Genomic DNA, 25,276 nt, shown 5'->3' with positions numbered 1-25,276 from the left:
TCCTTTTATTTATAATTATTTTTTTTAATCACTGAAAATATGCTTGTAGTACAAACAATAAATATGCCCAAGATCTCAATCATAGTTAAACTCTTATTATATATAATTGCATCTATTACAGCAGCGACGACAACTGAAAAGTACATTCCAGGAGCCACAAAAGATGGATCAGAAGTATATTTAAAAGCTTTAACTCTAAAAAGTTGAGCACTTATACCAAATATTACAGTTGCAATACCAGCCCAGATTAATGGTGAACTAGTAAATGCATAATCAACACTTGCAAATGCTATATGAGCAAATGGTAAACCAGCAAACATTAAGACACTTATAAAGGTAAATATCCATAAATTCATAGTAAATAAATTTTCTTTTTGACTTGCTCTATGCAACACAACTTGAGATCCTGCATTCAAGACACCTGCAACTAATGCACTCAAAGCCCATATGTCAACATGACCATTTGATTTACTTGCTAATATTAGATAAATTCCAAAAAAACTTATCACTAACAGCGCCCATGTACTTATAACCACTTTAGATTTATAAAAAATCCATCTAATAATAGGTATAAATAAAGGGCTAGTATTAAATAACAAGATTGGCAACAACAATGATGAACTATGCAAGCCTAAAAATAAAAAATATTGTGCCGTAACGCTAAAAATAACCCTAATAAAAATAGGTTTCCACTCAAGAGGTAACAACCTATTAAATGATAAAATACTAGCAATCCACCACATTAAGATAGCACTGCCAACAAAATATGTAAGCATAACCCCATATATAGAGCTGCTTGACATCATAAATTTTGTAGATAGTCCCACTAAAGTAATAGCTGTTGCTGATAGAAGCATTAACAACATAGCAACACTATCTCTCAAAAGTCTCATTAGTATATTTCCAATTCATAAAACAATATTTAAATGATAAAACCAACACTGCTTAAAGTAAAACGACTTAAACTTACCTAAATGTAAGATTAACTTACATTTAAAAATAGAAATAAAGGTACTACAAAGCATTAATCAATTTAAACATAATTGATAAATTAGCAATATTATCTAAGATTTTTTAATTACTGATAATATACTACAGAGACAAACCATTAAAATTCCACATACTTCTAGAAGATTGATTGAAGCACCATAAAAAACAATATCCAGTATCGCAGCAACAATTACTGAGAAATACATCCCTGGAGCAACCAGAGAAGGATCTTTTGTATACTTATAAGCTTTCACTCTATACACTTGAACACTAACATTAAGAGTTATTGCTACACAGACCCATATTACTATAGGTTTGATAGATATAGTAGCCAAATCACCAGCACCCGAATATATTAAAATATTTAAAGGCAATAGCATAAGTAAAACCAAAGCTGTAAATGTATATATCCAGAGTGTCATAATAAACGCATCTTCTTTTTGACTTGCTTTATGCAATACTACTTGTGACATAGCATTTAAAATACCAGAAAAAAGAGCGCATAATGAATATAAGCTAACATTACTACCATTTACTCCTAGAATTAAATATATACCTAAGAAGCTAACAATAATGCAAATAAAATTAAAATAACTAACATTTTGTTTAAAAAATATAAATCGTATAACTGGTACAAATAATGGACTAGTGTTAAACAGCAGCACTGTAATTAAAAAAGATCCTTTACTTAAGCTAACAAAGAATAACACTTGAGCAAATAAGCTAAGTACCATCCTTATAAATATTGGCCTCCAAGTGGTAGGAATAATATTAGTAAAAGATGAAATACTTACTATCCACCACATAAGAAAACTTGCTCCGACGAAACAAATCAACATTGATATATAGATACCATCAAGTACAACTATATTTTTTCTAGCAAAAGATCCAAAAGCAATAAGTGTTGCAGATAAAATTACTAAGCTTAAACTTATAAGATTATTTGTTGAATTCATAAATAAAATATACCCTTCAAAGATTTATATTAGTTTAAATGCTATATAATATTGCATAGTTATGTAAAACGCTTTATTCTTATACAAAAAGTAAGTTTTACTTACACTACATGATAAAAAAGAACGATCTACCACCCTTAAACTCATTACCAGTATTTATGGCTGTAATGAAAACTAAAAGTTACACTAAAGCAGCCGAGCAATTATTTATGACGCATTCTGCAGTAAGTCAATCTATAAAAAAATTAGAAACATATTTTGATAGAAAACTTTTTTTAACACAAAAAAGAAGACTTATAATTACAGATCTAGCAAAAGAGTATTATTCCAAAATAGATCCCTTAGTAACCGAAATATATCAATCCACAAATGTTTTCAAAGAACATAAAATAAATAAAATCTCGGTTAACTGTGTAACAACGCTATGCGCTAACTGGCTAATCCCTAGATTTGACAATATTCTCGAAGCTTTTGATGGTATAGATATACAACTTATAACAAAGGGAAGAAGAGTTGATTTTGATAATGATGATATAGATTTAAGTATCGAATATGGCTCAGATGAAGAATTTGAGAATAGAAATAGACAAAAGCTAGCTTCTGGAGAACTGGTTTTAGTATCAAATATCAAGCAAGTAGGTAAAACCTTTGAGGAAATAATAACCACACAAAAGCTTATTTTTGTTGATGATGAAATGAGAGCAAGTGACTATATTCAATGGTGTAAGCATAATAATATAGATCATAAATATAACAAAAAAGTAATCTTTAAAAACTCGATTCAAGCCATTAATGCTTGTTTTTCAGGTATTGGTTTTTTTGTAACGGAAAAGCTTTTAATCAATGATCTTATTGAAAATAGTTTATTATATATGCCTAAACAAAAAAGTTTACCTGCTGACAAATCTTACTATCTGCTATCTAAAGAATCTAATTCAAAGGTTTTTAAAAAGATGAATACCCTTTTACATTCCTTCCTAAACGAATAGATTTTATTTATAGCTTTCTAAAAACTCTTTTCTAAACTCCTCAAACCTTTCTTCTTCTATAGCTTTACGGATATTTTTCATAAGATTTTGATAAAAAGTCAAATTATGAATAGTGTTTAATCTTGATCCTAAAATCTCTTTAGTTTTATCAAGATGATGTAAATAACTTCTACTAAAGTTTTTACAAGTATAACAATCACAATTTGGATCTAATGGTGATATATCTTCTTTGTGTTTAGCATTTCTAATCTTTATAGTTCCTTCTGAAGTAAAGATATGACCATTACGAGCATTTCGTGAAGGCATCACACAGTCAAACATATCTACACCACGGTACACTGCTTCTACTAAATCTTTTGGAGTACCCACACCCATTAGGTATCTTGGCTTATCCTCCGGCATTTGATGAGCAGTATGATCTAATATTCTAATCATATCTTCTTTTGGCTCACCTACTGATAACCCACCAATAGCAAAACCATCAAAATCGATCTCCTTTAATGCTTTCAAAGACTCATCTCTTAAATGCTCATACATACCACCCTGGATAATACCAAATAATGCTGATGGATTATCGCCATGAGCGTCTTTTGATCTTTTTGCCCAACGCATTGATAGCTCCATAGAATCTTTAGCTTCTTTCTCAGTTGCTGGATATGGAGTACACTCATCAAAGCACATCACAATATCAGATCCTAGATCTCTTTGTACCTGCATAGATATCTCTGGTGATAAAAATACTTTTGAACCATTAATTGGTGACTTAAAAGTTACGCCCTCTTCAGTAAGCTTACGCATCTTACCTAAGCTAAATACCTGAAAGCCGCCAGAGTCAGTTAAAATAGGTTTATCCCAACCATTAAACCCATGTAAAGATCCATGCTTTTTGATAATTTCAGTACCTGGACGTAACCATAGATGAAAAGTATTACCTAGAATAATATCAGCACCCATCTCCTTTAACTCAACTGGAGACAGAGATTTTACTGCTCCATAAGTCCCTACTGGCATAAATGCAGGAGTTTGAATATCACCCCTGGGAAAGCTTATCTTTCCTCTTCTTGCTTTACCCTCTTTTTTGATTAAATCAAACTTCATCACAGTCATAAAATCAAACCTTTTGAAATAAAAATTGATAAATTAGTTTTTTTAAGCTATCAATCCTATAATAAAGCAGCAAAAATAGCTAGCCAAGATATTGCCTAGATAGTATTATCTCTTATAATAATTTAGATAATTTTTGAAAAAATAAAAATAGAGGATGTTTCATGAGTTTTTTAAACTTTAGTGTTCTAATATTCGCATATCTATTAGGATCAATAAATAGTGCGATTATAGTTTGTTATATTTTTAGATTACCATCACCAAGAAGTGTTGGCTCTGGCAACCCTGGTACAACAAATGTATTAAGAATTGGCGGTAAAGTTCCTGCTATTATCACATTAGCCTTTGATATTTTAAAAGGTTTAGTGCCTGTAGTTATTGCAAAAGTTCTGACAGGTAATGAATTTATCACAGCTTGTACTGCTTTATACGCTATTTTAGGCCATGTATTTCCTATATTTTTTGGTTTCAAAGGTGGTAAAGGGGTTGCAACACTTATTGGAACATTATTTGGCTTTAGCTGGATATTAGGTTTCATATTTGTAATAACTTGGGTTTGTGTAGCTGTAATAACTCGTTACTCTTCACTATCAGCATTATTAGCTACTGTTATAGCAAGTTTCTCTGTAATATTTACATCAGATTTTCAAACAGCTGCTCCTTTTTTAATTATAGCTATTATTATCCTTGTTAAACATAAAGGTAATATTCAAAGACTAATTAGTGGACAAGAGAGCAAAATTGGTGATAAAGCAAAGGCAAAAAATGATACAAATTAAAAATCTAAAAAAAGAATATCGCACAAATAATATTAGTAACCTTGTTCTTGATAATATTAATCTTGAAATAAAGCAAGGAGAAATATTTGGCATAATTGGTCATAGTGGCGCTGGCAAAAGTTCATTATTAAGATGCTTAAATTTACTTGAGCAACCTACTGATGGTTCTATCTTTATCGCAGATGAAAATATAACCAAAAAGAATCCCAAACAATTAAGAGCTTTTCGTAAAAAAGTATCAATGATATTTCAACATTTCAATTTATTATCATCACGAAATGTTTTTGAAAATATTGCTCTACCTCTTGAAATCCAAGGTATACCTAAAGCTGAAATAAAAAAAAGAGTTCATGAACTTTTAGATCTAGTTGAACTCCCAAATAAAGCTACAGCTTATCCTAAAGAACTTAGTGGTGGTCAAAAGCAAAAAGTAGCTATAGCTAGAGCCTTAGCTCTTGACCCTCTAGTACTTTTATCTGATGAAGCTACCTCTGCGCTAGATCCAACATCGACGAAACAAATATTAGCATTACTTAAGAGATTAAATAAAGAACTTGGTCTAACTATAGTTTTGATTACTCATGAAATGGATGTAGTCAGAAAAATATGTGACAGAGTCGCTATTATTGATAAAGGTCGTATTGCTGAAATGGGTAAAACTCTTGATATATTCTTAGATCCACAAGCAGCTGTAACAAAATCTTTTGTTGAAACTAGCATCCATACAAAAGTTCCTGACTTTATGGCTAAAAAGCTTCATGATAATCCATATAGTAATGATCATACATATCCAGTTGTACAGCTAACTTTTTATGGTGATAAAGGTAAGATGCCGATAATTGCTGAAATATCTCGCCAATTTAATGCTACAGCGAGCATTATTCAAGCAAATATTGAGACAATCCAAGAACAGATAGTTGGGATTGCAATTTGTCATATCACAGGCGAGCGCCAAGACTGGGAAAATGCTCTAAGATTTCTTTCAAACCAAGATGTTAATTTAAGGGTGCTAGGCTATGCAACAGCAGACAATATTTAGTTTACATGAGTTTAATCAGATAGCTATATCTACATGGGAAACTATTTTTATGGTTTTCATCGCCACTCTAGTAGCTGTTATAGGTGGTATATTATTAGGTATCTTGTTATATATTACACAAGATAGTAAAAATATCTTAGTTAAAGGATTTAATAAAGGCTTTAGTGCAGTAATTAATATTACTAGAAGTATTCCATATATTATCTTACTTATATTGCTATACCCTTTGACAAAATTAATAGTTGGTACAACTATTGGCACAACTGCATCGATAGTCCCTCTTGCTATAGCGGCTTTACCTTTCTATGCTCGTTTGACCGAATCTGCATTAAGAGAGGTTGACCACGGTTTAATTGAAGCTGCAAAAGCTATGGGAGCAACTAAAAGTCAGATTATATTTAAAGTATTGCTACCAGAGTCTAAAAGCCTTTTAATAGATGCAGCCTCTTTAACTTGTATCTCTTTGATAGGTTTCTCTGCTATGGCTGGTATTGTTGGCGGTGGTGGTCTTGGTGATCTTACATACTTTAAAGGATACAATTACGGTAACTATACATTGCTATTTGGTGGTGTAGTTATGCTAGTTATACTAGTACAACTAACACAGTCTTTTGGCAACTACTTGCTTGCAGCAAAAAAATTAACTTCTCTGTGGGTAATTTCAGCTATTTTATTAGTAGCTAGTGGTACTCAATTATATGTAAATGCAGCTGCAGCTATTAATCCTAATCAAATAACTGTTGGATATATAACGAGTCCTCCTCAAGATAAGATTATGGAGCTAAGTAAAAAGATTGCTAAAGAAAAATATGGTCTTGATGTTAAGTTAGTTTCATTTGGAGATTATAATATTCCAAATAGAGCTCTAAATGATAATGAGATTCAAGCAAATGCTTTCCAGCATATACCTTTCTTGAAAAATCAAGATAAGAAATTTGGTTACCATATAATATCTATAGGCAAAACTTTTCTTTACCCAATGGGCATATATTCGAAAAAATATAAGCATATTGACCAAATTCCAGATGGTGCTACTGTAGCAATACCTAACGACCCAACAAATCAAGGTCGTGCTCTAATGATATTAGAGGATGCTGGATTAATTAAGCTTAAAAAAGGAGTTACTTGGAAAGCTACTCCAGATAGTATAATCAGTAATCCTAAGCATCTAAAAATTATAGCTTTGCAAGCAGATCAAATCCCTAATAATCTAGGAGTTGTGGCTATAGGTGTTATAAATAACGACTATCTATCAAAAGCAGGACTTACACATAAAGATGCTTTATTTGTAGAACCTACTGACTCGCCATTTGCTAATATTATTGCAGCAAATGCGGACCAAAAGAATAATCCTAAGCTTAAAGAATATGTCAAGGCATTCCAAAGTCCTGCAGTTAAAAAACTAGCTGAAAAAGAATATCCAGATGGTGCAGCGATCGCTGCCTGGTAAAAATTAGAAATTATTATTTTATTATCTTATATTTATATGTTTTAATTATTCCTAAGCTATAAATAATAAACTTTATTAGTGATAAGTATAAATAAACAAATTGGCTGTATTTTCTTAATTATTGGTACTTCCCTAGGTGGTGGTATTCTCGCTATCCCTATGATTCTTTCATATTTTGGTATTTTCATAGGCTGTCTAATCATGTTTCTTATGTGGTTATTGATGACGTATTCAACTCTAGCTGTAGCAGAAGCATGTCTACATTTTGAAAAGGGAATTAGTTATTTAGGGCTTGCTCATAAACTTTTTAAAAAACCTGGGATTATTTTAGTATATATTTGTGCGTTTGGCATACTCTATGGCATGCTAGCAGCTTATATTTCTGCCATAGGCTCATCTTTTGAAAGCTTGTTAGATATTAATTATATATTTATAGAAATTGGCTTTGTAATTATTTTCGGTGGTTTTATCCTAAAGGGTACTGGGCATGCTGAATGGTTAAACCGAATTTTCTTAACCTTAAAACTTATAATAATATTATTTACAATTATTCAATTGTTTAAATCTATACAATTAGTAAACCTAGATAAATATGGTTTTAGTAATTTCAAAGAACTTATTATTGCACTACCAATACTCGCAACAACATTCTCAGCACATATAATAGTCCCCACTGTAGTAAATTATGTAGGTCCGTACCCTAAAGATATAAGAAGAATTATCATGGTAGCATCAATGATAATTTTACTAATTTATATTTGCTGGATTACTGCTATCTTTGGCAATATTGCGATCTATGGTGATAAAAATAGCTTCGCATCAATCCTTAGTGGCTCTTTAAGTTCTGAAGATAGCGTTACACAGCTTATCTACATCCTCAAAGCAAATATCAAATCTCCAGAGATAATTACATTAATATACGGCTTTATATCAATATCTGTAACTACAGCATTTATTACCCTTTCCTTGGCTCTAAAAGACCTAATTTTAGATAGGTTTAAGATGAATAGCCTTTCAAAAATAAATAAAAATATACTTCTTAGCTTTTTACTTTTTATCTTACCGATTATTTTAAACTATTACTTTAAAAAATTATTCCTAATAGCTTTATCAGTTGTAGGGCTTTTCTCTCTAATTATGCTTGTTTCTTGCCCTTTAAATATGGTTAGAATTTTACGTAACAAAGATTATAAACTTATATATTCTTCAATGAAAAATAAAACTCTAAATGCAATAGCTCTTATTATTGCTATAGTTATTATAATATTTCAACTTATAAGTTATCTCCTGTAGATATTCTTTTTGGTTGAAGAAAAATATAAAATATCAATTTAGATAAACACAAAGATTAAGGTGATAAATATGCAACATGCCCAAGGATTCTTAAAGAAAGTAAATGAAGCAAAAGCAAAAATACAAGAATGTACAGTTGATGATATTTATGAAATGAACCAAAACAATTCTCTTGATGGTATTTTGATAGATACTCGTGAAGAGTCTGAATTTGCAAATGGCTATATCCCAAATGCAATCCATATAAGTAAAGGAATTATCGAAAGTGCAATTGAATCTGCAATTCCAAATAAAAATCAAAAAATGTATTTTTATTGTGGTGGTGGTTTTAGATCTGCTTTAGTTGCTGAGACATTAAAAGAAATGGGATACGAAAATGTTGTCTCAGTTGATGGCGGCTGGAGAGGATGGAATGCAAAAGGTTATCCTACTAACTCGCCAAATGATGCCAGACCTGTTGAGTTTTTAAAACTTGTAAATAATGCAAAATCTCAAATCAAAGAATGCTCTGCTGGCGATTTATTTAATAAAATGAACTCGGATAACCTTGATGGTGTAATTTTCGATGTAAGAGAAGATTCTGAATTTAATAGATTCCATATTCAAGGAGCAACTCATCTAAGTAAAGGACAAATTGAAGTTAAAATTGAAAACCTAGTACCAAACAAAGATCAAAGAATATACTTATACTGTGGTAGTGGCTTCCGTTCAGCTTTAGCAGCTCATAGTTTACAACAAATGGGCTATACAGACGTTGTTTCTGTTGCTGGTGGTATTCAAGGTTGGTTAAACAATAACTACCCTATCACACAAGGCTAAGATATGTTTAGAATAGGTCATGGTTATGATGTCCATAAGTTTACAGATCAAAAGCAGAATATCATTATTGGTGGTATAGAAATACCCTACCATCTTGGCTTAGAAGCTCATTCTGATGGTGATGTACTTATTCATGCATTATGTGATGCTATACTTGGTGCTTTAGGACTTGGAGATATTGGAAGACACTTCCCTGATACAGATAGTCAATATAAAAATACTGATAGTAAATTCTTCCTAGCTGAAATAAAAAAAATGTTAGATGAAAAAAACTATCATGTTGGCAATATTGACTGCACAATAGTTGCTCAAGCTCCAAAGATGTTACCTCATATTGAGAATATGAAATCTTGTTTATCTAATATCTTAGATATAGAAATTAATCAAATAAATATCAAAGCAACTACTACTGAGAAACTCGGCTTTGTAGGTAGAAAAGAAGGCATAGCTACTCATGTGGTTTGTTTACTGCATAGAATTTAATTTTGCTTTCCATACATGATTTGGAAAATTATAATAGCTTTAAAACGTCACAAAAAAATAATTAATAACACCTATCTTTATCAATTTTTAATAAACTCAGTTAAAAATAGATCAGTTCAAAAGACTAACCCTAACTAATTTTTTGATAGAATTTATTATATGTTGATTTAATAACCTATCCAAAAATGGGATAAGAACTACTGGATATTATCTTAAATAGACAATTAAAGTGGTTTAATAAATATTTATGAAAGAGATGACTATGAAATTACAAAAAATTAGCAAAAGTTGCTACGCTATAATTAATGAAAAAAATAGGATGTGTGACGCAAACTCTGGCTTTATAAATCTAGGAGGAGGCGTACTAATAGATACTCAATCTGATACCAGACACGCTCAAATGATGATGGATCTACTATCTCCCATTTCAAAAGAACATCCAAAATTTATTGTCAATACTCATGAGGATTGTGATCATGTTTTCGGTAATCAATTATTTAGAAATTCTGAAATTATAGCCCACAAATCAGTTCCTGAAAGGATGAAACTAGTTGCCAATCCTGAGCATATGAAAGCTCCATTAGAAAATGATAAAAATAATCCAGGTCTCAAAGCAGTTCAAAAACAACTTGCCGAGGATTATAACTTTAATGATATAGAACTTGTTCTTCCAACAAAACTATTTGATAAGCAATATACTATAGATATTGAAGGAAATAATATAGAGCTTATCTATGTAGGACCTTGCCACCAAGTTGGAGATACTATAGTTTATTTTCCCAAAGAAAAAGTAGTTTTTGCTGGAGATGTTGTCTTTCAAAATAGCATCCCTGTTGGCTGGGTTGGCTCATATAAGAACTGGTTTAAATGTCTTGACTATATTATTTCATTAGACCCAGATGTTGTGGTTCCTGGTCATGGTCCAATTTGTAATAAGCAAGGAGTTTTAAATTTCAAAAATCTATTAAAACATATATTAACTGAATCAAAGAAATATTATGATCAAGGCATCTCATCAGTTGAGGCCGCTAAACATATCGATTTTAAAGAATATAAAGATTGGAAAGGTGCAAACAGAGCATATATGTGCATAGAAAGAGCATATCGAGAATTTAGTGAGATGCCTGAAGATACTCCTTGGAGCATTACTGAATTATTTGATATTTTTTATGATACTGCAAAAAGTAGAAATATTGATATAGAGTTTTAGTAGATATTAGGAAAAACTATGACAAGTAAATTATTAGGTGCTTGGTCACTTGAAAAAGTTTATGCTAAAGATGATAATAATCAAACCACATATCCTTTAGGTATTAAACCTAAAGGGTTATTGATTTATACAGAAAATAAAATGTCTGGAAGTGGTGAACTTAGTGAAGAACTACTAAATGATAAAGACTATTCTCTCAAGCCATTTTTCTACTATTCTGGCTATTATGAAATAAAGGATAATATAATAATTCATTACGTTGAACTATCAAATCAAATGGAATGGAAAAATAGAAAACTTATAAGATATTTTAAATTTATAAATTCTTCAACTGTTGAAATTAGATCTGAGGAAGTGCTAGGAAACACCAAATATACAATGATATTTACTTGGGTAAGATGTTGAAGGAATATTTAAGTCAGTTTTTCCAAATATTCAATAACATCTGGAACTTCTGCTTGACAGCACAAGATAGCTATATCATTATCATTAAGCTTATTAAGTATATATTTAACACCTTCAAGTTCACCATGAGAGATATATGTTTTTGAAGTATCAAAACCTTTATCATCTAAATCTTTACGAATTAGTAAAGGTAACTCCATCGGTTCAGCACCTCTTAAATACATCTCTGTTTCCTTTAGAACAATAAAGTCAACATCATGCTTGATAATAACATCATTAATATCTGATATCAGATTTTTACGATCACCAGTAGTACCTATCATTAGATAAGTTTTGCCACCTTTATAATACGCTTTCATCATATTTAACAAAGCGTCCATACCAGCTTCATTATGAGCATAATCAACTACAGCAACTTTATTATCCCACTCAAAGATATTTGATCGACCTCTGTTTACTTTTGTATCATTAGAGTAACTTCTAAGTGCATTAGCAACATCATCCAAATCAATACCTAACTTAAATGACAAGCAAATAGCAATCATAGCATTTTCTATATTATGCTTAGCAAAACCTTTTACTGTTAATGGTGCATCTGCTACCGGAATAATAGTTGTTTTTAAATCTCCATCAACCCAAATAAAATCGCCATTTTCAACAATACAAGCATAATCAGCTTTTGCTAAATAATACTCCATATCATGATCTTGAGGATTCTGAGTAACTACTATTTTGGCACAATCAAGAGTATCAAACCTTTCTTTCATATATGAGTTATCAAGATTGATAATTGCATGAGAACCCTCACCCATAGTACGAAAGACTATAGACTTAGCCTCAGCAAGCTCAGCAACAGTCTCAACACCATCTTCACCAAGGTGATCAGCAGAGACATTTGTAACTGCAGCAGCATCTACGAAAGTCTCAATTAATCCTCTCTTTAATAACCCACCTCTAGCAGACTCTAATAAGGCAACTTCTACTTTCTTATTTGTCAATACAAATTGGTGGCCTGTTGGACCAGAATAATCACCTTCATCAATTAGCTCATCATTTACTTTAACCCAGTCTGTAGAAGTATAACCTGTAACTTTACCAGCTACTCGACAAATATAATCAGTAAGTCTAACAGTAGTAGTTTTACCATTTGTACCTGTAACTATAACAGCGGGAATATCATAAATATCTTGCCATTTAATTTCATCAATTGAATCTTTAGTTAAATCAAATTCATAACAACCTGTACCAGAACCAATAAAAGCCTTATCTTTATCTCTAAAAGCATTAAAACCTTTTGATTTAGCAAGCTCATATAACTTACGATAAGTTAGATTCTTATCTTCATCAATAGCTGGAATAAGTTCTTTCTTAGCTTCTTCAATGGATTTAAATTGACCAGTTTCAAAACCTTCTCGAGCAGACAACCAAGCAAAATCTATAACATCACAGGCAGGCATTGTTATATCAACTGGAGCCGTAAAAGCAAATCTTACACCATTATTAAAAAACTTATGTGTAATTTTAATTTGCTCCCAACCTAAAGCTGGTAAAAACTTTTCTGCTTCTTGATAGAATAGCTTTGTTAATTCTTCTCTATTTTCTACCAAAGGAACATCCAAGACAGTTCCAGTTTCTTTAAAAAATAGATTAGGACCTACAAGCCTACGTGAATAACCTTCAGGAATCATATTATATTTCTCCATTTAACAGGCCCTAAATTAATCGTTGTCCTCTTCTTCATAAACAACTCTTATACCACTCTCATCAGCAATGATACCACCTTTGATAACTTCTGATATTTCATCTGATAAACTAGCATCTTGAGCTATTACAGACGCAGAGAACATTTCTTTCTTTTCAGGTTTGTCATCTTTATCAGCGTCTTCTTTATCTTTATTAAAGTAAATAATCTGCTTCCAAGTTCTTTTCAGCTTATCTGCAAAGATAACTACTAAATCACCCTCTTCAGCCATAGCTAAAGCAGCATCTACAGCTTCTTTCTCACTTTCTATAGTCTCGATATTATTTGCAGAAACTCCAGACTCAATCAAAGACTCTTTAAGGATTCTTGGCACTTCATCAGGGGCTCTGCCTCTCAAAGTATCATCTCTTTTACAGATAAAGTAATCATAATAAGGAGCTGCAGTAGCTGCTATTTCAACGATATCTTCATCTCTTCTATCGCCTGGTGAAGCTAACACACATATTTTCTTACCTGCAAATTCCATATTATCAACCATTTGGCTAACTAGTTTTATTGCAGCTGGATTATGTCCATAGTCCATTAATACCTTAAATGGATGTTCTTCAAACCAGTTCATACGACCAGGTGCTTGATAGAATGATGTAACAAATGTTCTTAGACCATCTCTAACATCATCTAAACTCATACCCATACTATATGAGATAGCTATAGAAAACATTGAGTTTTGAACATTGTGAATAGCTTTACCTTCCATTGTTGCTGGGATCAAGTGAGTCCATAATACAGGTATATGAATATGATTATCAAAAATTGTAATCATATCGCCATTAACACCCTTTTCAATAATACAAGCTTTACCACCTGCTCGGATATGTTGTTTAACTAAAGCATGTTCTGGGTTCATTGTTACATAGAATATATGCTTAGCTGTAACTTTTGCTGACATTTTTAATACATTAGGATCATCAGCATTTAAGATTGCTACATCTTTTGCCGCTTGCACAACGATACTCTTAACTTTTGCTAGATCATCTAAAGTGTTTACACCTTTTAGACCTAAGTGATCAGATGAAATATTTAAACAAGCACCTACATTACAGTAATCATAGCCCATACCACTTCTAAGCAAACCGCCTCTAGCTGTTTCTAAAATAGCCATCTCTACAGATGGGTCTTTTAAAACCATTTGAGCTGATGCTGGACCTGTAGTATCACCAGATACTGTAAGCTTACCATTTATATACACTCCATCAGTAGTCGTCAAACCAACAATTTTACCTGCATTTTTCCACATATGAGCAACCATACGTGAAGTTGTAGTCTTACCGTTTGTTCCTGTAATTGCAGCTATTGGTATTCTTGCATTACCAAACTCTTTTGGAATAAGCATATCGATAACTGCACCGGCAACATCTCTTGGCTTACCTTCACTAGGAGCCACATGCATTCTAAAGCCAGGAGCTGCGTTACATTCACAAATAGCACCGCCTATATCATGATATGATTGTGAGATATCATCAATAAGAAAATCTACACCACCAACATCAAGGCCTATCGCTTTAATGGCTCTTTCTGCCATATCTTTATTATCTGGATGTACGATATCTGTCACATCTATTGCAGTACCACCAGTTGATAGATTAGCTGTAGATCTTAGATAGAAAGTTTCACCATCTTCTAAAATTGTATTTTCATCATAGCCCGCAGCACTAAGTAATGTTTTAGCTTGATAATCAAGTTCAAGTTTTGTTAGAACTTTCTCATGCCCAACACCTCTACGAGGATCTTCATTAACAATATCTACAAGCTCAGCAATTGTATGCTTACCATCACCTACCACATGACCAGGGACCCTTTTAGCTACTGCTATTAATTTACCATCAACCACTAGCATTCTATGGTCAAATCCAGTTGCAAACTGCTCAATCAAAACATAGCGAGAAACTTTATTTGCTTCAACAAAAGCTTCTTTTATTTCTTCCATAGTTTTTAGGTTTATAGATATACCTCTACCATGATTGCCATCTAATGGTTTAACAACTAATGGAAAGCCTAAGATTTTAGCAGCACGTAATGCTCCTTCTTCTGATGTAACCATTCTTTGTTTTGGCATAGGAAGCCCTAAACCACTTAAAATAGTATTTGTTTGTTCTTTATCACATGATAAATCAACAGCAATACTTGTTGTTTTACCTGTAATTGTAGCTCTAATTCTTTGTTGATACTTACCATAACCAAACTGAACAAGCGAATGATCATTCAAGCGAATATATGGAATATCTCTTTTCTTAGCTGCCTCTACTAAAGAGCCTGTACTTGGACCAAACTCCTTACTTTGAGCAAATTTTATAAATCTAACTTTTTCATATTCAAAATCAAATTTATCATCATTAAAGCCAACTTCTTTCTTAAGGTTTTCTGGCAGCAAAGAAAGTAATAAATCTCTAGCTAATTCCATAGCTCTTAGACCTACGTCTCTTTGCTTATACTCATAAACCATATTATATTGACCAATTTCACCTGTTGATCTTGTACGACCATAAGTTACATCACTACCAGCTATACCTTGAAGCTCCAGGATAACGTGCTCCCAGATATGTCCCATCCAAGTGCCTTCATCTTCCCTAAGCCTACGCACAAAACCACCATGCTCTCTATAAGAACACCCATGCTCATAAATTCCAGGTAAACTTTCTAGGAGTCCATTAATGAAATCTTCACCTATTTTAGCCGAGGGCCACTCTTCTAAAATTCCAAGATCGATTTCATGTCTTATAACAGGAAAGTTTGCATAAATATTTGGACCAACATACACATTAGTAGCCAGTATCTTCATTCAGGTCTCCTTAGAGTTCAATATTACACACGTATACTATATACTTCATAATACATAAAAATTATTTCCAAAAATAGTTTGATTTCTATAAAACTTTAAATTTTAAGGATAACTTAAATGAAACATGATTTTGGCTTTATTGCGATTGGTGATGAAATTACTGATGGTGATATAACTAATACTAACTCAGGAATGTTTGCAAAACACCTCATTGCTAAAGATTTTAATATAGGGTTTCATATTTGTTGTAAAGATAATTCCCAAGATATTATTTCTAGCTTAACATTCTTGAAAGAGAACCATAAAAATATTATAACAATTGGTGGATTAGGACCTACAGAAGATGATTTAACAACTCAAACCATAGCAGATTTTTTTGGTGAAGAACTTATTTTAGATCAAAAATCATGGCAAAAACTAGAAAAAAGAATGCTAGAAAAATATGGCAAAATTACTCTAGGCACTGAAAAACAAGCAACTTTTCCTAAATCTGCAGAAATACTACCTAATAACAATGGTACTGCAAATGGATTTAAACTTAAATTTGATACTGATAGATATATCTATGTTTTTCCAGGTCCACCTAAAGAATGTATTCCTATGCTTGAAAGCTTAAACCTAATAAATAAACAACTTAATAAGAAAATCATTCGTAAAATATGGAATGTCCATAATATTGGTGAAAGTTTCTTAGCTGAGAAATTAGAGACTATAAAAAGTGAATACTCTTTTGTAACCTTTAAATATAGGATTACAGAATCATTTGTAGAACTAAAGTACTTTTATCCACAAGGATGTCCGTATAGTAATGAAATAATGAATAAGGTAGAAAAAATCTTAAAAGACTATCTAGGTTAGGTTTAACTGCTCTTTTTTATCTATAAACATCGCGTCAACATTCCAAGATAAAAGATTTTTAACTTCATCATCAGTATGTACAGAATAAACAAAAACTTTACCGAATCTTTTTTTAATATAAGCAACTCTATCTTTATTTAGACACTCATAATTTATTATTAAAGCAACATACTCATTTTTTACAAAATCTTTGTAAATTTCTGTGCTTAAATATTCAAAATCCCTATCCCAATCAGAAATCTCAAAAAGCTTACCTTTATGATATATGTGATCTTGTTCTAGGATGTTCATAATGACATTTGAAAAACTTGAAATCAATATCTTATCTTTTTGCTCTGGATATTCACTTAAAAGTTTTAAAGTAGCAAAAACTAAATTTGTTTTATATTTAAAACAAGTATTTGTAATTTTAAATTCTAAGTTAGTAAAAACATCGCTTTCTTTAGCCCAGTCAAGATACTCTTTAAGTGTAAGAATTTTGGATTTTTTACCAGTTATTGGGTGAGCTAGCTCTAGTTTTTGCAATTCTGCAATAGTCATTTGTGTAACATTCTTTGTACAATCTGTTAATCTTTGCGCTGTTTTATCATGAAATAAAAATAACACTCCATCAGCACTCATTTGTACATCAGTTTCAAACCATCTAAAGCCATAATCTTTAGCTTCTTTAAAAGATTCAATCGTATTTTCGATAAAATCAATATTATTTCCCCGATGAGAAATAAATTTATCAACTTTCATAAATTTTCACATAATTAATAACAATGGCGATTATACATCAAAGATAGTAATTTGATAAAAGATTTTTTATCCAAAATATTTGTTTTTTTAAAAAATATTTATCATGCTATAATTTTGGTAATAGTATATTTTATTTTGTATTAATGATTAACAACCCTCATATTGATAAGAAGTTAGCATCGTTATTATTGCATCGCAAACTTATAACAAAACAGCAACTTGAAGAAATTAGTTTAGACGTCTCCCTAGCTAAGGAAGGCTTTTTAAATTATGTCATAGATAATGAGTATGTTAACAGCAAAGATTTCATGATTGAGTCTGCTACTTTGCTACGTTTACAATATATTGATTTAACAGCTATTAATATAAAATTCATACCCCAAAACTTTTTTGATGTTGATTTTTGTAGAAAAAATCTTTGCTTACCTCTATATCTTATAAAAGATACCGTTTATGTAGCTGTAGCCAACCCCATAGAAAGCCAGCAAATACTAAAAAAACTTCGTAATAAATATGACTGCCCTTTCGTAGCTATTGTTGGCGAGCTTAATCATCTTAAAGAAAAAATTGAAGAGTATGAGCAGCACCTTAAAGATGAAGGACAAAAAGAAGATGACTCTAAGTTTAATGGGCAAATGGAAAATGCTGAGCTTGACATCGATTTTGTTGAAGAAGGTGAAAGAGAAGGTGATGCGATAATTGGTAGTGGCGAAGATGAAGAAGCTCCAATTATTAGATTTATTAACAATACAATTGTTGATGCTATTCAAAAAGGTGCTTCAGATATACACTTTGAACCATATGAGAAAAACTTTAGAATACGCTACAGGATAGACGGTCTTCTAATCGAAACTTTTAATACCACTAAAAATCTAGGACCAAAGGTTACCTCAAGACTTAAAATCATGTCAAGCTTGGATATTGCTGAAAAAAGAATTCCACAGGATGGTAAGTTTAAAATATCGTTATCGCGTGAAAAAGCAATTGACTTTCGTGTAAGTACATGTCCAATTAGTTTTGGTGAAAAAGTTGTGCTACGTATTATTGATTCTAGTTCAACACAAATACCTATTGAACAACTAGGTTTCTCTGAACATCAAAAACAAACTTACCTAAAGTATATTCAACAACCTCAAGGAATGGTTCTTGTGACTGGTCCAACAGGTTCTGGTAAAACAGTAACACTATATACCGGAATCAATATTCTAAATAAACCTGAAAAAAATATTTCAACTGCAGAAGATCCCGTTGAGCTTGTTGTGAAGGGAATTAATCAGGTTAACGTAATTAATAAACAGGGCTTAACTTTCGCAGCAGCTTTGAAATCTTTCCTTCGTCAAGATCCAGATATAATCATGGTTGGTGAGATTAGGGATATTGAGACTGGTTCTATAGCAATTAAAGCATCACAAACAGGTCACTTGGTTATGTCAACATTACATACAAACAGTGCTCCTGAGACACTAAACAGACTAGTGGATATGGGGCTACCTAGGTATAACATTGCAACATCTGTTACATTAATTATAGCACAACGTCTTACTCGTAAATTATGTCCCAAGTGCAAATTAAAAGATACTGAAACTGAGTTTTCTCTACTTGTTGAAGATAGTGGTTTAAATGATGAAATTATAAGAAAATGTTTTGAAACAACATTTGAAAAAGTAAAAAATGCTACAATATATAAACCAAACCCTAAAGGATGCCCTAGATGTTTTAAAGGATATAAAGGACGACTTGGTTTATATGAAGTAATGCCAGTATCAAGACAAATATCTAAAATGATTCTGGAAGATAAAAACACAATGGAAATCGCCCAACAAGCTCAAAAAGAGCACGTTGCTACAGTTAGACAATCCGCTCTTGTAAGGGTCGCAGAAGGATTAACTTCTATGGAAGAAGCATACCGTGTAAGTTAGAGGGAAAATATAACTATGCTATTTGGTAAAAATAATAAAGAAACAATTACAATTACATCTTGGAAATATAAAGCTAAACTTAAAAGTGGCAAAATTACTAAGGGTGAAATAGATGCTGATACAAAAGAAAAGGCCGAAATACAATTAAGACAAAAAGGCTATTCTAATATAAAGGTCAAAAAACTTCCTAAAGATCTATTACCAAAGAAAGTTTCTTATCAAGATATTACAGATATGACTAGACAACTTGCTACTATGACAAAAGCGGGTATCCCTATAATTAAATCATTTGAGGTTTTTATTATGGGAGTCAAAAAACATCCTCGCCTAAAAATCTTGGCTATGGAATTAAAACAAGCTATAGAAGGTGGGGAGTCCCTTTCAAAAGCTTTAGCTTATTTTCCAAAGATATTTGATAAACTATATATAGGTCTTATAACAGCTGGTGAGGAATCAGGAAACTTAGATCTAATGCTTAATAAAATTGCAGAACAAAGAGAAGCTCTACAAAGTATAAAAAAGAAAGTAAAAAAAGCCCTATCTTACCCTATTATAGTTTGTATAATTGCAGCTGGTGTGACAGGTATCTTATTAACATTCGCCGTACCAGCTTTCTCAGCGATGTTTATTAACTCTGGAAAACCTCTTCCTGCAATTACTCAGCTAACAGTAAATGCATCTAATTTCATGCAAGAATCTTGGTGGAAAATTATTTTATTTATATTTATTGCTGTTTCTGTATTTAAATCTCTAAAATTTAAATATCCTAAGATCCAAATTGCTCAAGATCATTTTATGCTTAAAATACCAATTGTTGGTGAAGTAATTTTTAAATCAGCTTTAGCAAGATTTGCTAGTACATTAGAAATTACTGTCCAATCAGGCATGAGCTTAACAAGAGCACTTGATATGGTAGCTCTTGCAACAGGGAACGCAAAATATGACCAAGCAGCTGTAGATATTAAAAAAAGTATTAGTGAAGGCGCTTCATTTAAAGAAGCTATTGTAGAAACAGGTAACTTCCCTTTTCTAGTAGAACAGATGGTAGCAGTTGGTGAAGAATCTGGTGCATTAGAAACAATGTTAGGCAACCTAAATAGAGTATATCAAGAAGAAGTTGATACTCTTGTAGGAAGTTTAAGCTCAATGTTAGAACCTATAATCATGATTGTATTAGGTGGTGTAGTAGGCTTCTTAGTTGTAAGTATGTATATGCCAATGTTCCAAATGGGTGACGCTATTTAGTAGATATAAACCCTTATATATAAATGATTTTATAATATTAATATTTATTTTTGTGTGTAAGGTTGTGATAAAGATAAAACTTTTCACAGATTTTTAAACGTATAGATAAGTATAAGTACCATATAAATAAAATATCTAAGCTTCATGCTTAAAATCTTTCATAAACTTACTTCACATATAATATACCCATGTACCCATGCTCACATGATTTGAAGATTTTATATTTTTATAAATCAAAAATAAATAAGAATTGATACTACAAGAGTTGCATCTAAAACTTTGCATTACCAGGTGTACGAGGGAAAGGAATAAGCTCACGGATGTTTGGTATGCCTGTTATATAGCCAAGTAGCCTTTCAAAACCTAAACCAAAGCCGCTATGAGGTATAGTTCCATAACGTCGTAGATCACGATACCAGCCAAGAGTACTAGCATCGATATTCATTTCTTCAATACGTTTATCTAGAACTTCTAAACGCTCTTCACGTTGACTTCCACCGATAATTTCACCTATTCCAGGTACAAGAACATCCATAGCAGCAACTGTCTTACCATCATCATTTAGGCGCATATAGAACGCTTTAATATCTTTTGGATAATTCATAATTACAACTGGAGCATTAAAATGTTTTTCACATAAGAATCTTTCATGTTCAGATTGTAAATCAACACCCCATTCTACAGGGTATTCAAACTTCTGACCTGATTTCTTTAAGATTTCTATAGCATCTGTATATTCAACCCTAACAAACCCTTTCTCTGTGACATTTTTTAGCTTATCTAATAATCCTTTTTGTACAAATTGATTAAAGAAATTTAAATCATCTTCACAGTTATTCATTACTTTTTGGATAACTGATTTAAGCATCTCTTCAGCTAAATTAGCATCATCATTAAGATCGGCAAAAGCTATCTCCGGCTCAATCATCCAAAACTCTGCCAAATGTCTACTAGTATTTGAATTCTCCGCACGGAATGTAGGACCAAAAGTATAAACTTTTGATAAAGAACAACAATAGCTTTCAACGTTTAACTGTCCTGATACAGTTAAAAAAGTTTCTCGTCCAAAAAAGTCTTCTTTAAAATCAACTTTACCTTGTTCATCAACTGGAGGGTTAAGGCTATCAAGAGTTGATACTCTAAAAAGTTCACCTGCACCTTCACAATCATTAGAAGTTAAAATTGGTGTATTTACCCAAAGGAAACCCTTCTCACATAAAAAGTTGTGTACAGCATTAGCTAGTTGACTTCTAACTCTTGCTACAGCACCTATAATATTTGTTCTAGTACGAAGATGGGCGACTTCACGTAAATGCTCCATAGTATGACGCTTTGGAGATACAGGATACGTTTCCGGATTTTCTACCCAACCATAAACCTCCACTTTTTGAGCTTGAATTTCAACACTTTGTCCTTTACCTTGCGAAGCGATTAATTCACCTGTAATAGCAACTGAACAGTCTTTTGTTAATTTTAGAACTTCTTCTGAATAGTTTTCAACAGAGTTTGGGACAATTGCCTGGATAGGATCAAAGCAAGAGCCATCATGAACAGCCACAAAAGAGAATCCTGCTTTAGAATCTCTTCGACTACGAACCCAACCTTTAACTGTAACAATTTGCCCAATTAAGTCACTAGAGTTAAATAACTCTTTGTTAGAATAATATTGTGCCATTTAGTTTTTAAAGAAATTATTTATAAGTGGACAAATTATATAACAAGCTTATATTTTTTTATAGACTTTAACATCATATAAAAACCAATATATTATGAATTATTTAAATGAAAATATAATAAATAATAATGTAGAATAAATAGAAATTAATTTAGAAATTTTTAGAAAGATTTAAAGAACTATTTATCTTCTTTTAAAGGTGCTGAAACACTAGCTTGAACGCGTTGATTACGAGCATCAGACTTTTTGATACCTTCTAAAGTATTAGTATAACCAAAACCTTTTGTTATTATCTTATTGCTATCTAAACCTAATTCTTTCATGTAATTAGAAACAGCCTCTGCTCTCTTTTCAGAAAGTTTTTGATTATATAATTCAAACTCTTGTCCTGTTTGACCTTGAGAAGCATATCCTTTAATAGTTACAGACGCTATATTCTTATTTTGCATATACTTAACAAAAGATGATATAGCATTTTTGCCTCTTTGATTTAAATTAGCACTATCGTAAGCAAACTTAGTATCTAAGTAAACTGTTACGTCATTACCATTTACAGTATAACAAGCAACACCATCTTTAGTTAAATTAAAGTTACCTTCACACTGCTTAATACCTTTTGGAAGCTCGTACTTAGTTTCATCTACTGTAGGTATCGCTGCTGCAGTCTCAGCCGCTGTTTTAGCACCATTATCTTGGATATTTGCTGTATCATTGTTTGGATTAGCTTTACCGCCAAAGAACCATGTTAGACCAGCACCAATTACGTTAGTTCCTGCTCTACCATTTTGTCCAGAAACATTAGGAGCCATTGTTTGTATATATCTATAATCAACACTTGCTTGAACATCTCTAGATAATTCAAACTTAAGACCTCCACCAGCATCCCAAGCTCCTGTAGCTTGACCAGCTAAGTTAGCCCAACCAGCACCACCAACCATATATGGTGTAAACATAGTACTATTACTAAAGTTAATAACACCTTCACCTAAGCCAGCAAAATCTCTACCTACTAATTGGAAGTACTGAACACCAAGGTATTTATTTATGTTATAACCAAGAGTAAAGTTAGCCGCTGCACCTGAAGGTGAATTAGGAGTTCCAGCAAGACCACTAGCCCCAACACCTAAATACCATTGACCAGTTCTGTCTTGAGGTCCCCAAGTATTATTTTCATTCGTCAAAGAACTATATGTATTTGCAAAAGGTTTGATGAAAGTATTTGATTCAAAGCCACTATCAGTAGTAGTTGAAGTAGCTGTAGATGTATCAGTCTTAGCTGAAGTATCCATGTTATCAGAGCTAGCTGCAAAAGACATTGTAGCTGTGCCTAATAGCACAGACGTAGCCATAACGATATTTCTTAGTTTCATCAAAAAACTCCCTTTAAAACTTATTTTATTCTTTATATTGAAATACTAGACCTGTGTATCTTACATTATCACAAAGTTTTTTCAAGCTTTTTTAAAGCAATTTTAAGAAACTAATTTATGATATTTTTCTAAAAGTTGTTCTTGAGTTTCTATTTTATCCGGGTCAGTAATTATACATCTAATAGGACAAACTTTAGTACATTGAGACTCTGGAAAATGTCCTACACACTCGGTACATTTATCAGGATCAATCTCATAATATTCTTCGCCTTGGAATATAGCTTCATTTGGGCACTCTGGCTCACAGATATCACAATTTATACAATCATCGGTAATTAATAAAGCCATAGTTTTAACCTTTGCTACTATATTTAGATTCTATTTCTTGGAACACGCATTGTGGTACAAACTCATCAACACGCTTATAATTATGCACGGCAACGGCTCTAACCAAAGTTGAAGATATGCACGAAAATTTTTCACTCGGAGTAAGAAATATTGTTTGAATATCACTATTTAATTTATTGTTCATACTCGACATCTGATATTCATAGTCAAAATCTGAAACTGCTCTTAGTCCTCTAACAATAGCGCAAGCATTATGCTTAACAGCTGTATCCACAAGTAAGCCTTCAAAACTAACCACTTTAACTCTTTGATTATTTTTAAAAACTTCTTTGATCATTTGCTCTCTGTGTTCTAAATCAAAAAGAGTATTTTTACCATATGCTGTTGAGACAGCAACAACTATTTCATCAAAAATATTTAAAGCTCTATCAACTAAATCGATATGGCCATTTGTTATAGGATCAAAAGTTCCAGGATAAATTGCTATCTTACTCATAATATAACTTAAAATAATCCTAACTCTAGCTTTGCTTCTTCAGTCATTAACTCTGAATTCCACGGCGGATCAAAAACCATGACTACATCAACTTTATCAACATTTGGTAACATTGCTACGCGTCTTTCAACATCAGTCATAAGAACTGGACCCATACCACAACCAGGAGCTGTTAGAGTCATATCTATAATAACATGAAAGTTACCATTTTCTAGCTTTCTGCTAACAACATTATAAATCAAACCAAGATCAACAATATTTACAGGTATTTCAGGATCATAAACTGTTTTCATTTGATCCCAAATAGCATCCATATTTATAGGATCTCCTGGTTTAATATTATATCCTTCAACAGGATATTTGACTACTTGCTTACCGATAGCATCGGCATCTTTACCATCTAAATGAAGTAGGTTACCATTTACATTTAGGGTAAAGCTACCTCCCTTATCTTGAGTTACTAAAGCTTCTTGCCCTGGCATAAGTTCTACCTCATTTCCAAAAGGTACAGCTATTGCTTTAACCTGCCTTCTAATTATAGTTACATCTGATGTTTTCATTTAAAA

23 protein-coding genes are annotated in these 25,276 nt (G+C 32.0%); 12 read left to right on the top strand and 11 right to left on the bottom strand.

The features are described from left to right. Window positions 1–5 precede the first annotated feature (5 nt). Window positions 6–893 carry a DMT family transporter gene (locus tag F7310_RS03960; protein ID WP_072711939.1) on the bottom strand — a complete coding sequence of 296 codons (888 nt, stop codon included), beginning with the start codon at window positions 891–893 and terminating at the stop codon, window positions 6–8. A 171-nt stretch (window positions 894–1,064) separates the two neighbouring features. Next, window positions 1,065–1,946, bottom strand: a complete 882-nt coding sequence (locus F7310_RS03955; protein WP_072711937.1) for a DMT family transporter — start codon at window positions 1,944–1,946, stop codon at window positions 1,065–1,067. Window positions 1,947–2,056: 110 nt separating this feature from the next. Here F7310_RS03955 and F7310_RS03950 point away from each other — a divergent pair, with 110 nt between their 5' ends. Continuing rightward, entirely contained in the window at window positions 2,057–2,935 is an 879-nt protein-coding gene (locus F7310_RS03950; RefSeq protein ID WP_072711935.1) for a LysR family transcriptional regulator, read from the top strand. Window positions 2,936–2,938: 3 nt separating this feature from the next. On the opposite strand, the gene tgt is transcribed toward F7310_RS03950, so the two are convergent. After that, a complete protein-coding gene (gene tgt / locus F7310_RS03945; protein ID WP_072711934.1) occupies window positions 2,939–4,042 on the bottom strand; it encodes a tRNA guanosine(34) transglycosylase Tgt in 1,104 nt (367 codons plus the stop codon). A 161-nt stretch (window positions 4,043–4,203) separates the two neighbouring features. Between tgt and plsY the strand changes: the two genes are divergently transcribed. The 8 genes from plsY to F7310_RS03905 all read left to right on the top strand — a co-directional run bounded on the left by plsY (window position 4,204) and on the right by F7310_RS03905 (window position 11,517). Next, window positions 4,204–4,818 carry a glycerol-3-phosphate 1-O-acyltransferase PlsY gene (gene plsY / locus F7310_RS03940; RefSeq protein ID WP_072711932.1) on the top strand — a complete coding sequence of 205 codons (615 nt, stop codon included), beginning with the start codon at window positions 4,204–4,206 and terminating at the stop codon, window positions 4,816–4,818. Then, window positions 4,805–5,857 (top strand): methionine ABC transporter ATP-binding protein, encoded by a 1,053-nt coding sequence (locus tag F7310_RS03935; protein WP_072711931.1) that lies wholly within the window; start codon window positions 4,805–4,807, stop codon window positions 5,855–5,857. The genes plsY and F7310_RS03935 overlap by 14 nt, the downstream gene beginning before the upstream one ends. Continuing rightward, a complete protein-coding gene (locus F7310_RS03930; RefSeq protein ID WP_072711929.1) occupies window positions 5,835–7,307 on the top strand; it encodes a MetQ/NlpA family ABC transporter substrate-binding protein in 1,473 nt (490 codons plus the stop codon). Before F7310_RS03935 ends, F7310_RS03930 begins: the two co-directional genes overlap by 23 nt. A gap of 78 nt (window positions 7,308–7,385) precedes the next feature. Further along, window positions 7,386–8,600, top strand: a complete 1,215-nt coding sequence (locus F7310_RS03925) for an aromatic amino acid transport family protein (RefSeq protein ID WP_072711928.1) — start codon at window positions 7,386–7,388, stop codon at window positions 8,598–8,600. Window positions 8,601–8,669: 69 nt separating this feature from the next. Next, window positions 8,670–9,419 (top strand): rhodanese-like domain-containing protein, encoded by a 750-nt coding sequence (locus F7310_RS03920; protein WP_072711926.1) that lies wholly within the window; start codon window positions 8,670–8,672, stop codon window positions 9,417–9,419. 3 nt (window positions 9,420–9,422) lie between these two features. Continuing rightward, the gene (gene ispF, locus F7310_RS03915) at window positions 9,423–9,902 is read left to right on the top strand and encodes a 2-C-methyl-D-erythritol 2,4-cyclodiphosphate synthase (protein ID WP_072711924.1); all 480 of its coding nucleotides are present in this window, start codon (window positions 9,423–9,425) and stop codon (window positions 9,900–9,902) included. 262 nt (window positions 9,903–10,164) lie between these two features. After that, window positions 10,165–11,112, top strand: coding sequence for an MBL fold metallo-hydrolase (locus F7310_RS03910; protein WP_072711923.1), 948 nt, complete (start codon window positions 10,165–10,167; stop codon window positions 11,110–11,112). A gap of 18 nt (window positions 11,113–11,130) precedes the next feature. Then, complete coding sequence (locus F7310_RS03905) at window positions 11,131–11,517, top strand: lipocalin-like domain-containing protein (protein ID WP_072711921.1); 387 nt, start codon at window positions 11,131–11,133, stop codon at window positions 11,515–11,517. Window positions 11,518–11,525: 8 nt separating this feature from the next. On the opposite strand, the gene F7310_RS03900 is transcribed toward F7310_RS03905, so the two are convergent. Together F7310_RS03900 and cphA are read right to left on the bottom strand one after the other, a co-directional pair. Next, window positions 11,526–13,205, bottom strand: coding sequence for a Mur ligase family protein (locus tag F7310_RS03900; RefSeq protein ID WP_072711920.1), 1,680 nt, complete (start codon window positions 13,203–13,205; stop codon window positions 11,526–11,528). Window positions 13,206–13,235: 30 nt separating this feature from the next. Further along, window positions 13,236–16,058: a cyanophycin synthetase gene (cphA, locus tag F7310_RS03895; protein WP_072711919.1), complete on the bottom strand. Its 2,823-nt coding sequence runs from the start codon at window positions 16,056–16,058 to the stop codon at window positions 13,236–13,238. Between the two features lie 117 nt (window positions 16,059–16,175). On the opposite strand from cphA, the gene F7310_RS03890 reads away from it, so the two are divergent. Next, entirely contained in the window at window positions 16,176–16,916 is a 741-nt protein-coding gene (locus F7310_RS03890) for a competence/damage-inducible protein A (protein WP_072711918.1), read from the top strand. Here the strand turns inward: F7310_RS03890 and F7310_RS03885 are convergent. Continuing rightward, window positions 16,908–17,657, bottom strand: coding sequence for a glycerophosphodiester phosphodiesterase family protein (locus tag F7310_RS03885; RefSeq protein ID WP_072711917.1), 750 nt, complete (start codon window positions 17,655–17,657; stop codon window positions 16,908–16,910). The two genes, F7310_RS03890 and F7310_RS03885, sit on opposite strands and share 9 nt — an antisense overlap. A 143-nt stretch (window positions 17,658–17,800) precedes the next feature. Between F7310_RS03885 and pilB the strand changes: the two genes are divergently transcribed. Further along, entirely contained in the window at window positions 17,801–19,576 is a 1,776-nt protein-coding gene (gene pilB, locus F7310_RS03880) for a type IV-A pilus assembly ATPase PilB (RefSeq protein ID WP_072711916.1), read from the top strand. A 15-nt stretch (window positions 19,577–19,591) separates the two neighbouring features. Continuing rightward, the gene (locus F7310_RS03875; protein ID WP_072711915.1) at window positions 19,592–20,821 is read left to right on the top strand and encodes a type II secretion system F family protein; all 1,230 of its coding nucleotides are present in this window, start codon (window positions 19,592–19,594) and stop codon (window positions 20,819–20,821) included. A gap of 271 nt (window positions 20,822–21,092) precedes the next feature. Here the strand turns inward: F7310_RS03875 and asnS are convergent, their stop codons facing one another. From asnS to sufT, 5 genes are all read right to left on the bottom strand, one after another. Then, entirely contained in the window at window positions 21,093–22,496 is a 1,404-nt protein-coding gene (asnS, locus tag F7310_RS03870; protein ID WP_072711913.1) for an asparagine--tRNA ligase, read from the bottom strand. 179 nt (window positions 22,497–22,675) lie between these two features. Next, window positions 22,676–23,866, bottom strand: a complete 1,191-nt coding sequence (locus tag F7310_RS03865) for an OmpA family protein (RefSeq protein WP_072711912.1) — start codon at window positions 23,864–23,866, stop codon at window positions 22,676–22,678. A 102-nt stretch (window positions 23,867–23,968) separates the two neighbouring features. Next, window positions 23,969–24,214 (bottom strand): YfhL family 4Fe-4S dicluster ferredoxin, encoded by a 246-nt coding sequence (locus F7310_RS03860; protein ID WP_072711910.1) that lies wholly within the window; start codon window positions 24,212–24,214, stop codon window positions 23,969–23,971. A 4-nt stretch (window positions 24,215–24,218) separates the two neighbouring features. After that, a complete protein-coding gene (gene coaD / locus F7310_RS03855) occupies window positions 24,219–24,710 on the bottom strand; it encodes a pantetheine-phosphate adenylyltransferase (protein ID WP_072711908.1) in 492 nt (163 codons plus the stop codon). Window positions 24,711–24,718: 8 nt separating this feature from the next. Further along, window positions 24,719–25,270: a putative Fe-S cluster assembly protein SufT gene (sufT, locus tag F7310_RS03850; RefSeq protein WP_072711907.1), complete on the bottom strand. Its 552-nt coding sequence runs from the start codon at window positions 25,268–25,270 to the stop codon at window positions 24,719–24,721. Window positions 25,271–25,276 lie beyond the last annotated feature (6 nt).

This window comes from Francisella uliginis (assembly GCF_001895265.1).
Classification (GTDB): Bacteria; Pseudomonadota; Gammaproteobacteria; order Francisellales; family Francisellaceae; genus Francisella; species Francisella uliginis.
Note: the sequence above shows the minus strand (reverse complement) of the source record. Positions and strands in the feature narration are given on the sequence as shown.

Coding starts and splice junctions, on each gene's coding strand:
- pilB (WP_072711916.1), top strand. CDS start 17,801: ATGATTAACAACCCTCATATTGATAAGAAGTTAGCATCGTTATTATTG.
- F7310_RS03905 (WP_072711921.1), top strand. CDS start 11,131: ATGACAAGTAAATTATTAGGTGCTTGGTCACTTGAAAAAGTTTATGCT.
- F7310_RS03920 (WP_072711926.1), top strand. CDS start 8,670: ATGCAACATGCCCAAGGATTCTTAAAGAAAGTAAATGAAGCAAAAGCA.
- F7310_RS03875 (WP_072711915.1), top strand. CDS start 19,592: ATGCTATTTGGTAAAAATAATAAAGAAACAATTACAATTACATCTTGG.
- F7310_RS03955 (WP_072711937.1), bottom strand. CDS start 1,946: ATGAATTCAACAAATAATCTTATAAGTTTAAGCTTAGTAATTTTATCT.
- plsY (WP_072711932.1), top strand. CDS start 4,204: ATGAGTTTTTTAAACTTTAGTGTTCTAATATTCGCATATCTATTAGGA.
- F7310_RS03960 (WP_072711939.1), bottom strand. CDS start 893: ATGAGACTTTTGAGAGATAGTGTTGCTATGTTGTTAATGCTTCTATCA.
- F7310_RS03885 (WP_072711917.1), bottom strand. CDS start 17,657: ATGAAAGTTGATAAATTTATTTCTCATCGGGGAAATAATATTGATTTT.
- F7310_RS03935 (WP_072711931.1), top strand. CDS start 4,805: ATGATACAAATTAAAAATCTAAAAAAAGAATATCGCACAAATAATATT.
- F7310_RS03890 (WP_072711918.1), top strand. CDS start 16,176: ATGAAACATGATTTTGGCTTTATTGCGATTGGTGATGAAATTACTGAT.
- F7310_RS03910 (WP_072711923.1), top strand. CDS start 10,165: ATGAAATTACAAAAAATTAGCAAAAGTTGCTACGCTATAATTAATGAA.
- asnS (WP_072711913.1), bottom strand. CDS start 22,496: ATGGCACAATATTATTCTAACAAAGAGTTATTTAACTCTAGTGACTTA.
- cphA (WP_072711919.1), bottom strand. CDS start 16,058: ATGAAGATACTGGCTACTAATGTGTATGTTGGTCCAAATATTTATGCA.
- F7310_RS03865 (WP_072711912.1), bottom strand. CDS start 23,866: ATGAAACTAAGAAATATCGTTATGGCTACGTCTGTGCTATTAGGCACA.
- sufT (WP_072711907.1), bottom strand. CDS start 25,270: ATGAAAACATCAGATGTAACTATAATTAGAAGGCAGGTTAAAGCAATA.
- coaD (WP_072711908.1), bottom strand. CDS start 24,710: ATGAGTAAGATAGCAATTTATCCTGGAACTTTTGATCCTATAACAAAT.
- tgt (WP_072711934.1), bottom strand. CDS start 4,042: ATGACTGTGATGAAGTTTGATTTAATCAAAAAAGAGGGTAAAGCAAGA.
- F7310_RS03860 (WP_072711910.1), bottom strand. CDS start 24,214: ATGGCTTTATTAATTACCGATGATTGTATAAATTGTGATATCTGTGAG.
- F7310_RS03900 (WP_072711920.1), bottom strand. CDS start 13,205: ATGATTCCTGAAGGTTATTCACGTAGGCTTGTAGGTCCTAATCTATTT.
- ispF (WP_072711924.1), top strand. CDS start 9,423: ATGTTTAGAATAGGTCATGGTTATGATGTCCATAAGTTTACAGATCAA.
- F7310_RS03950 (WP_072711935.1), top strand. CDS start 2,057: ATGATAAAAAAGAACGATCTACCACCCTTAAACTCATTACCAGTATTT.
- F7310_RS03930 (WP_072711929.1), top strand. CDS start 5,835: ATGCAACAGCAGACAATATTTAGTTTACATGAGTTTAATCAGATAGCT.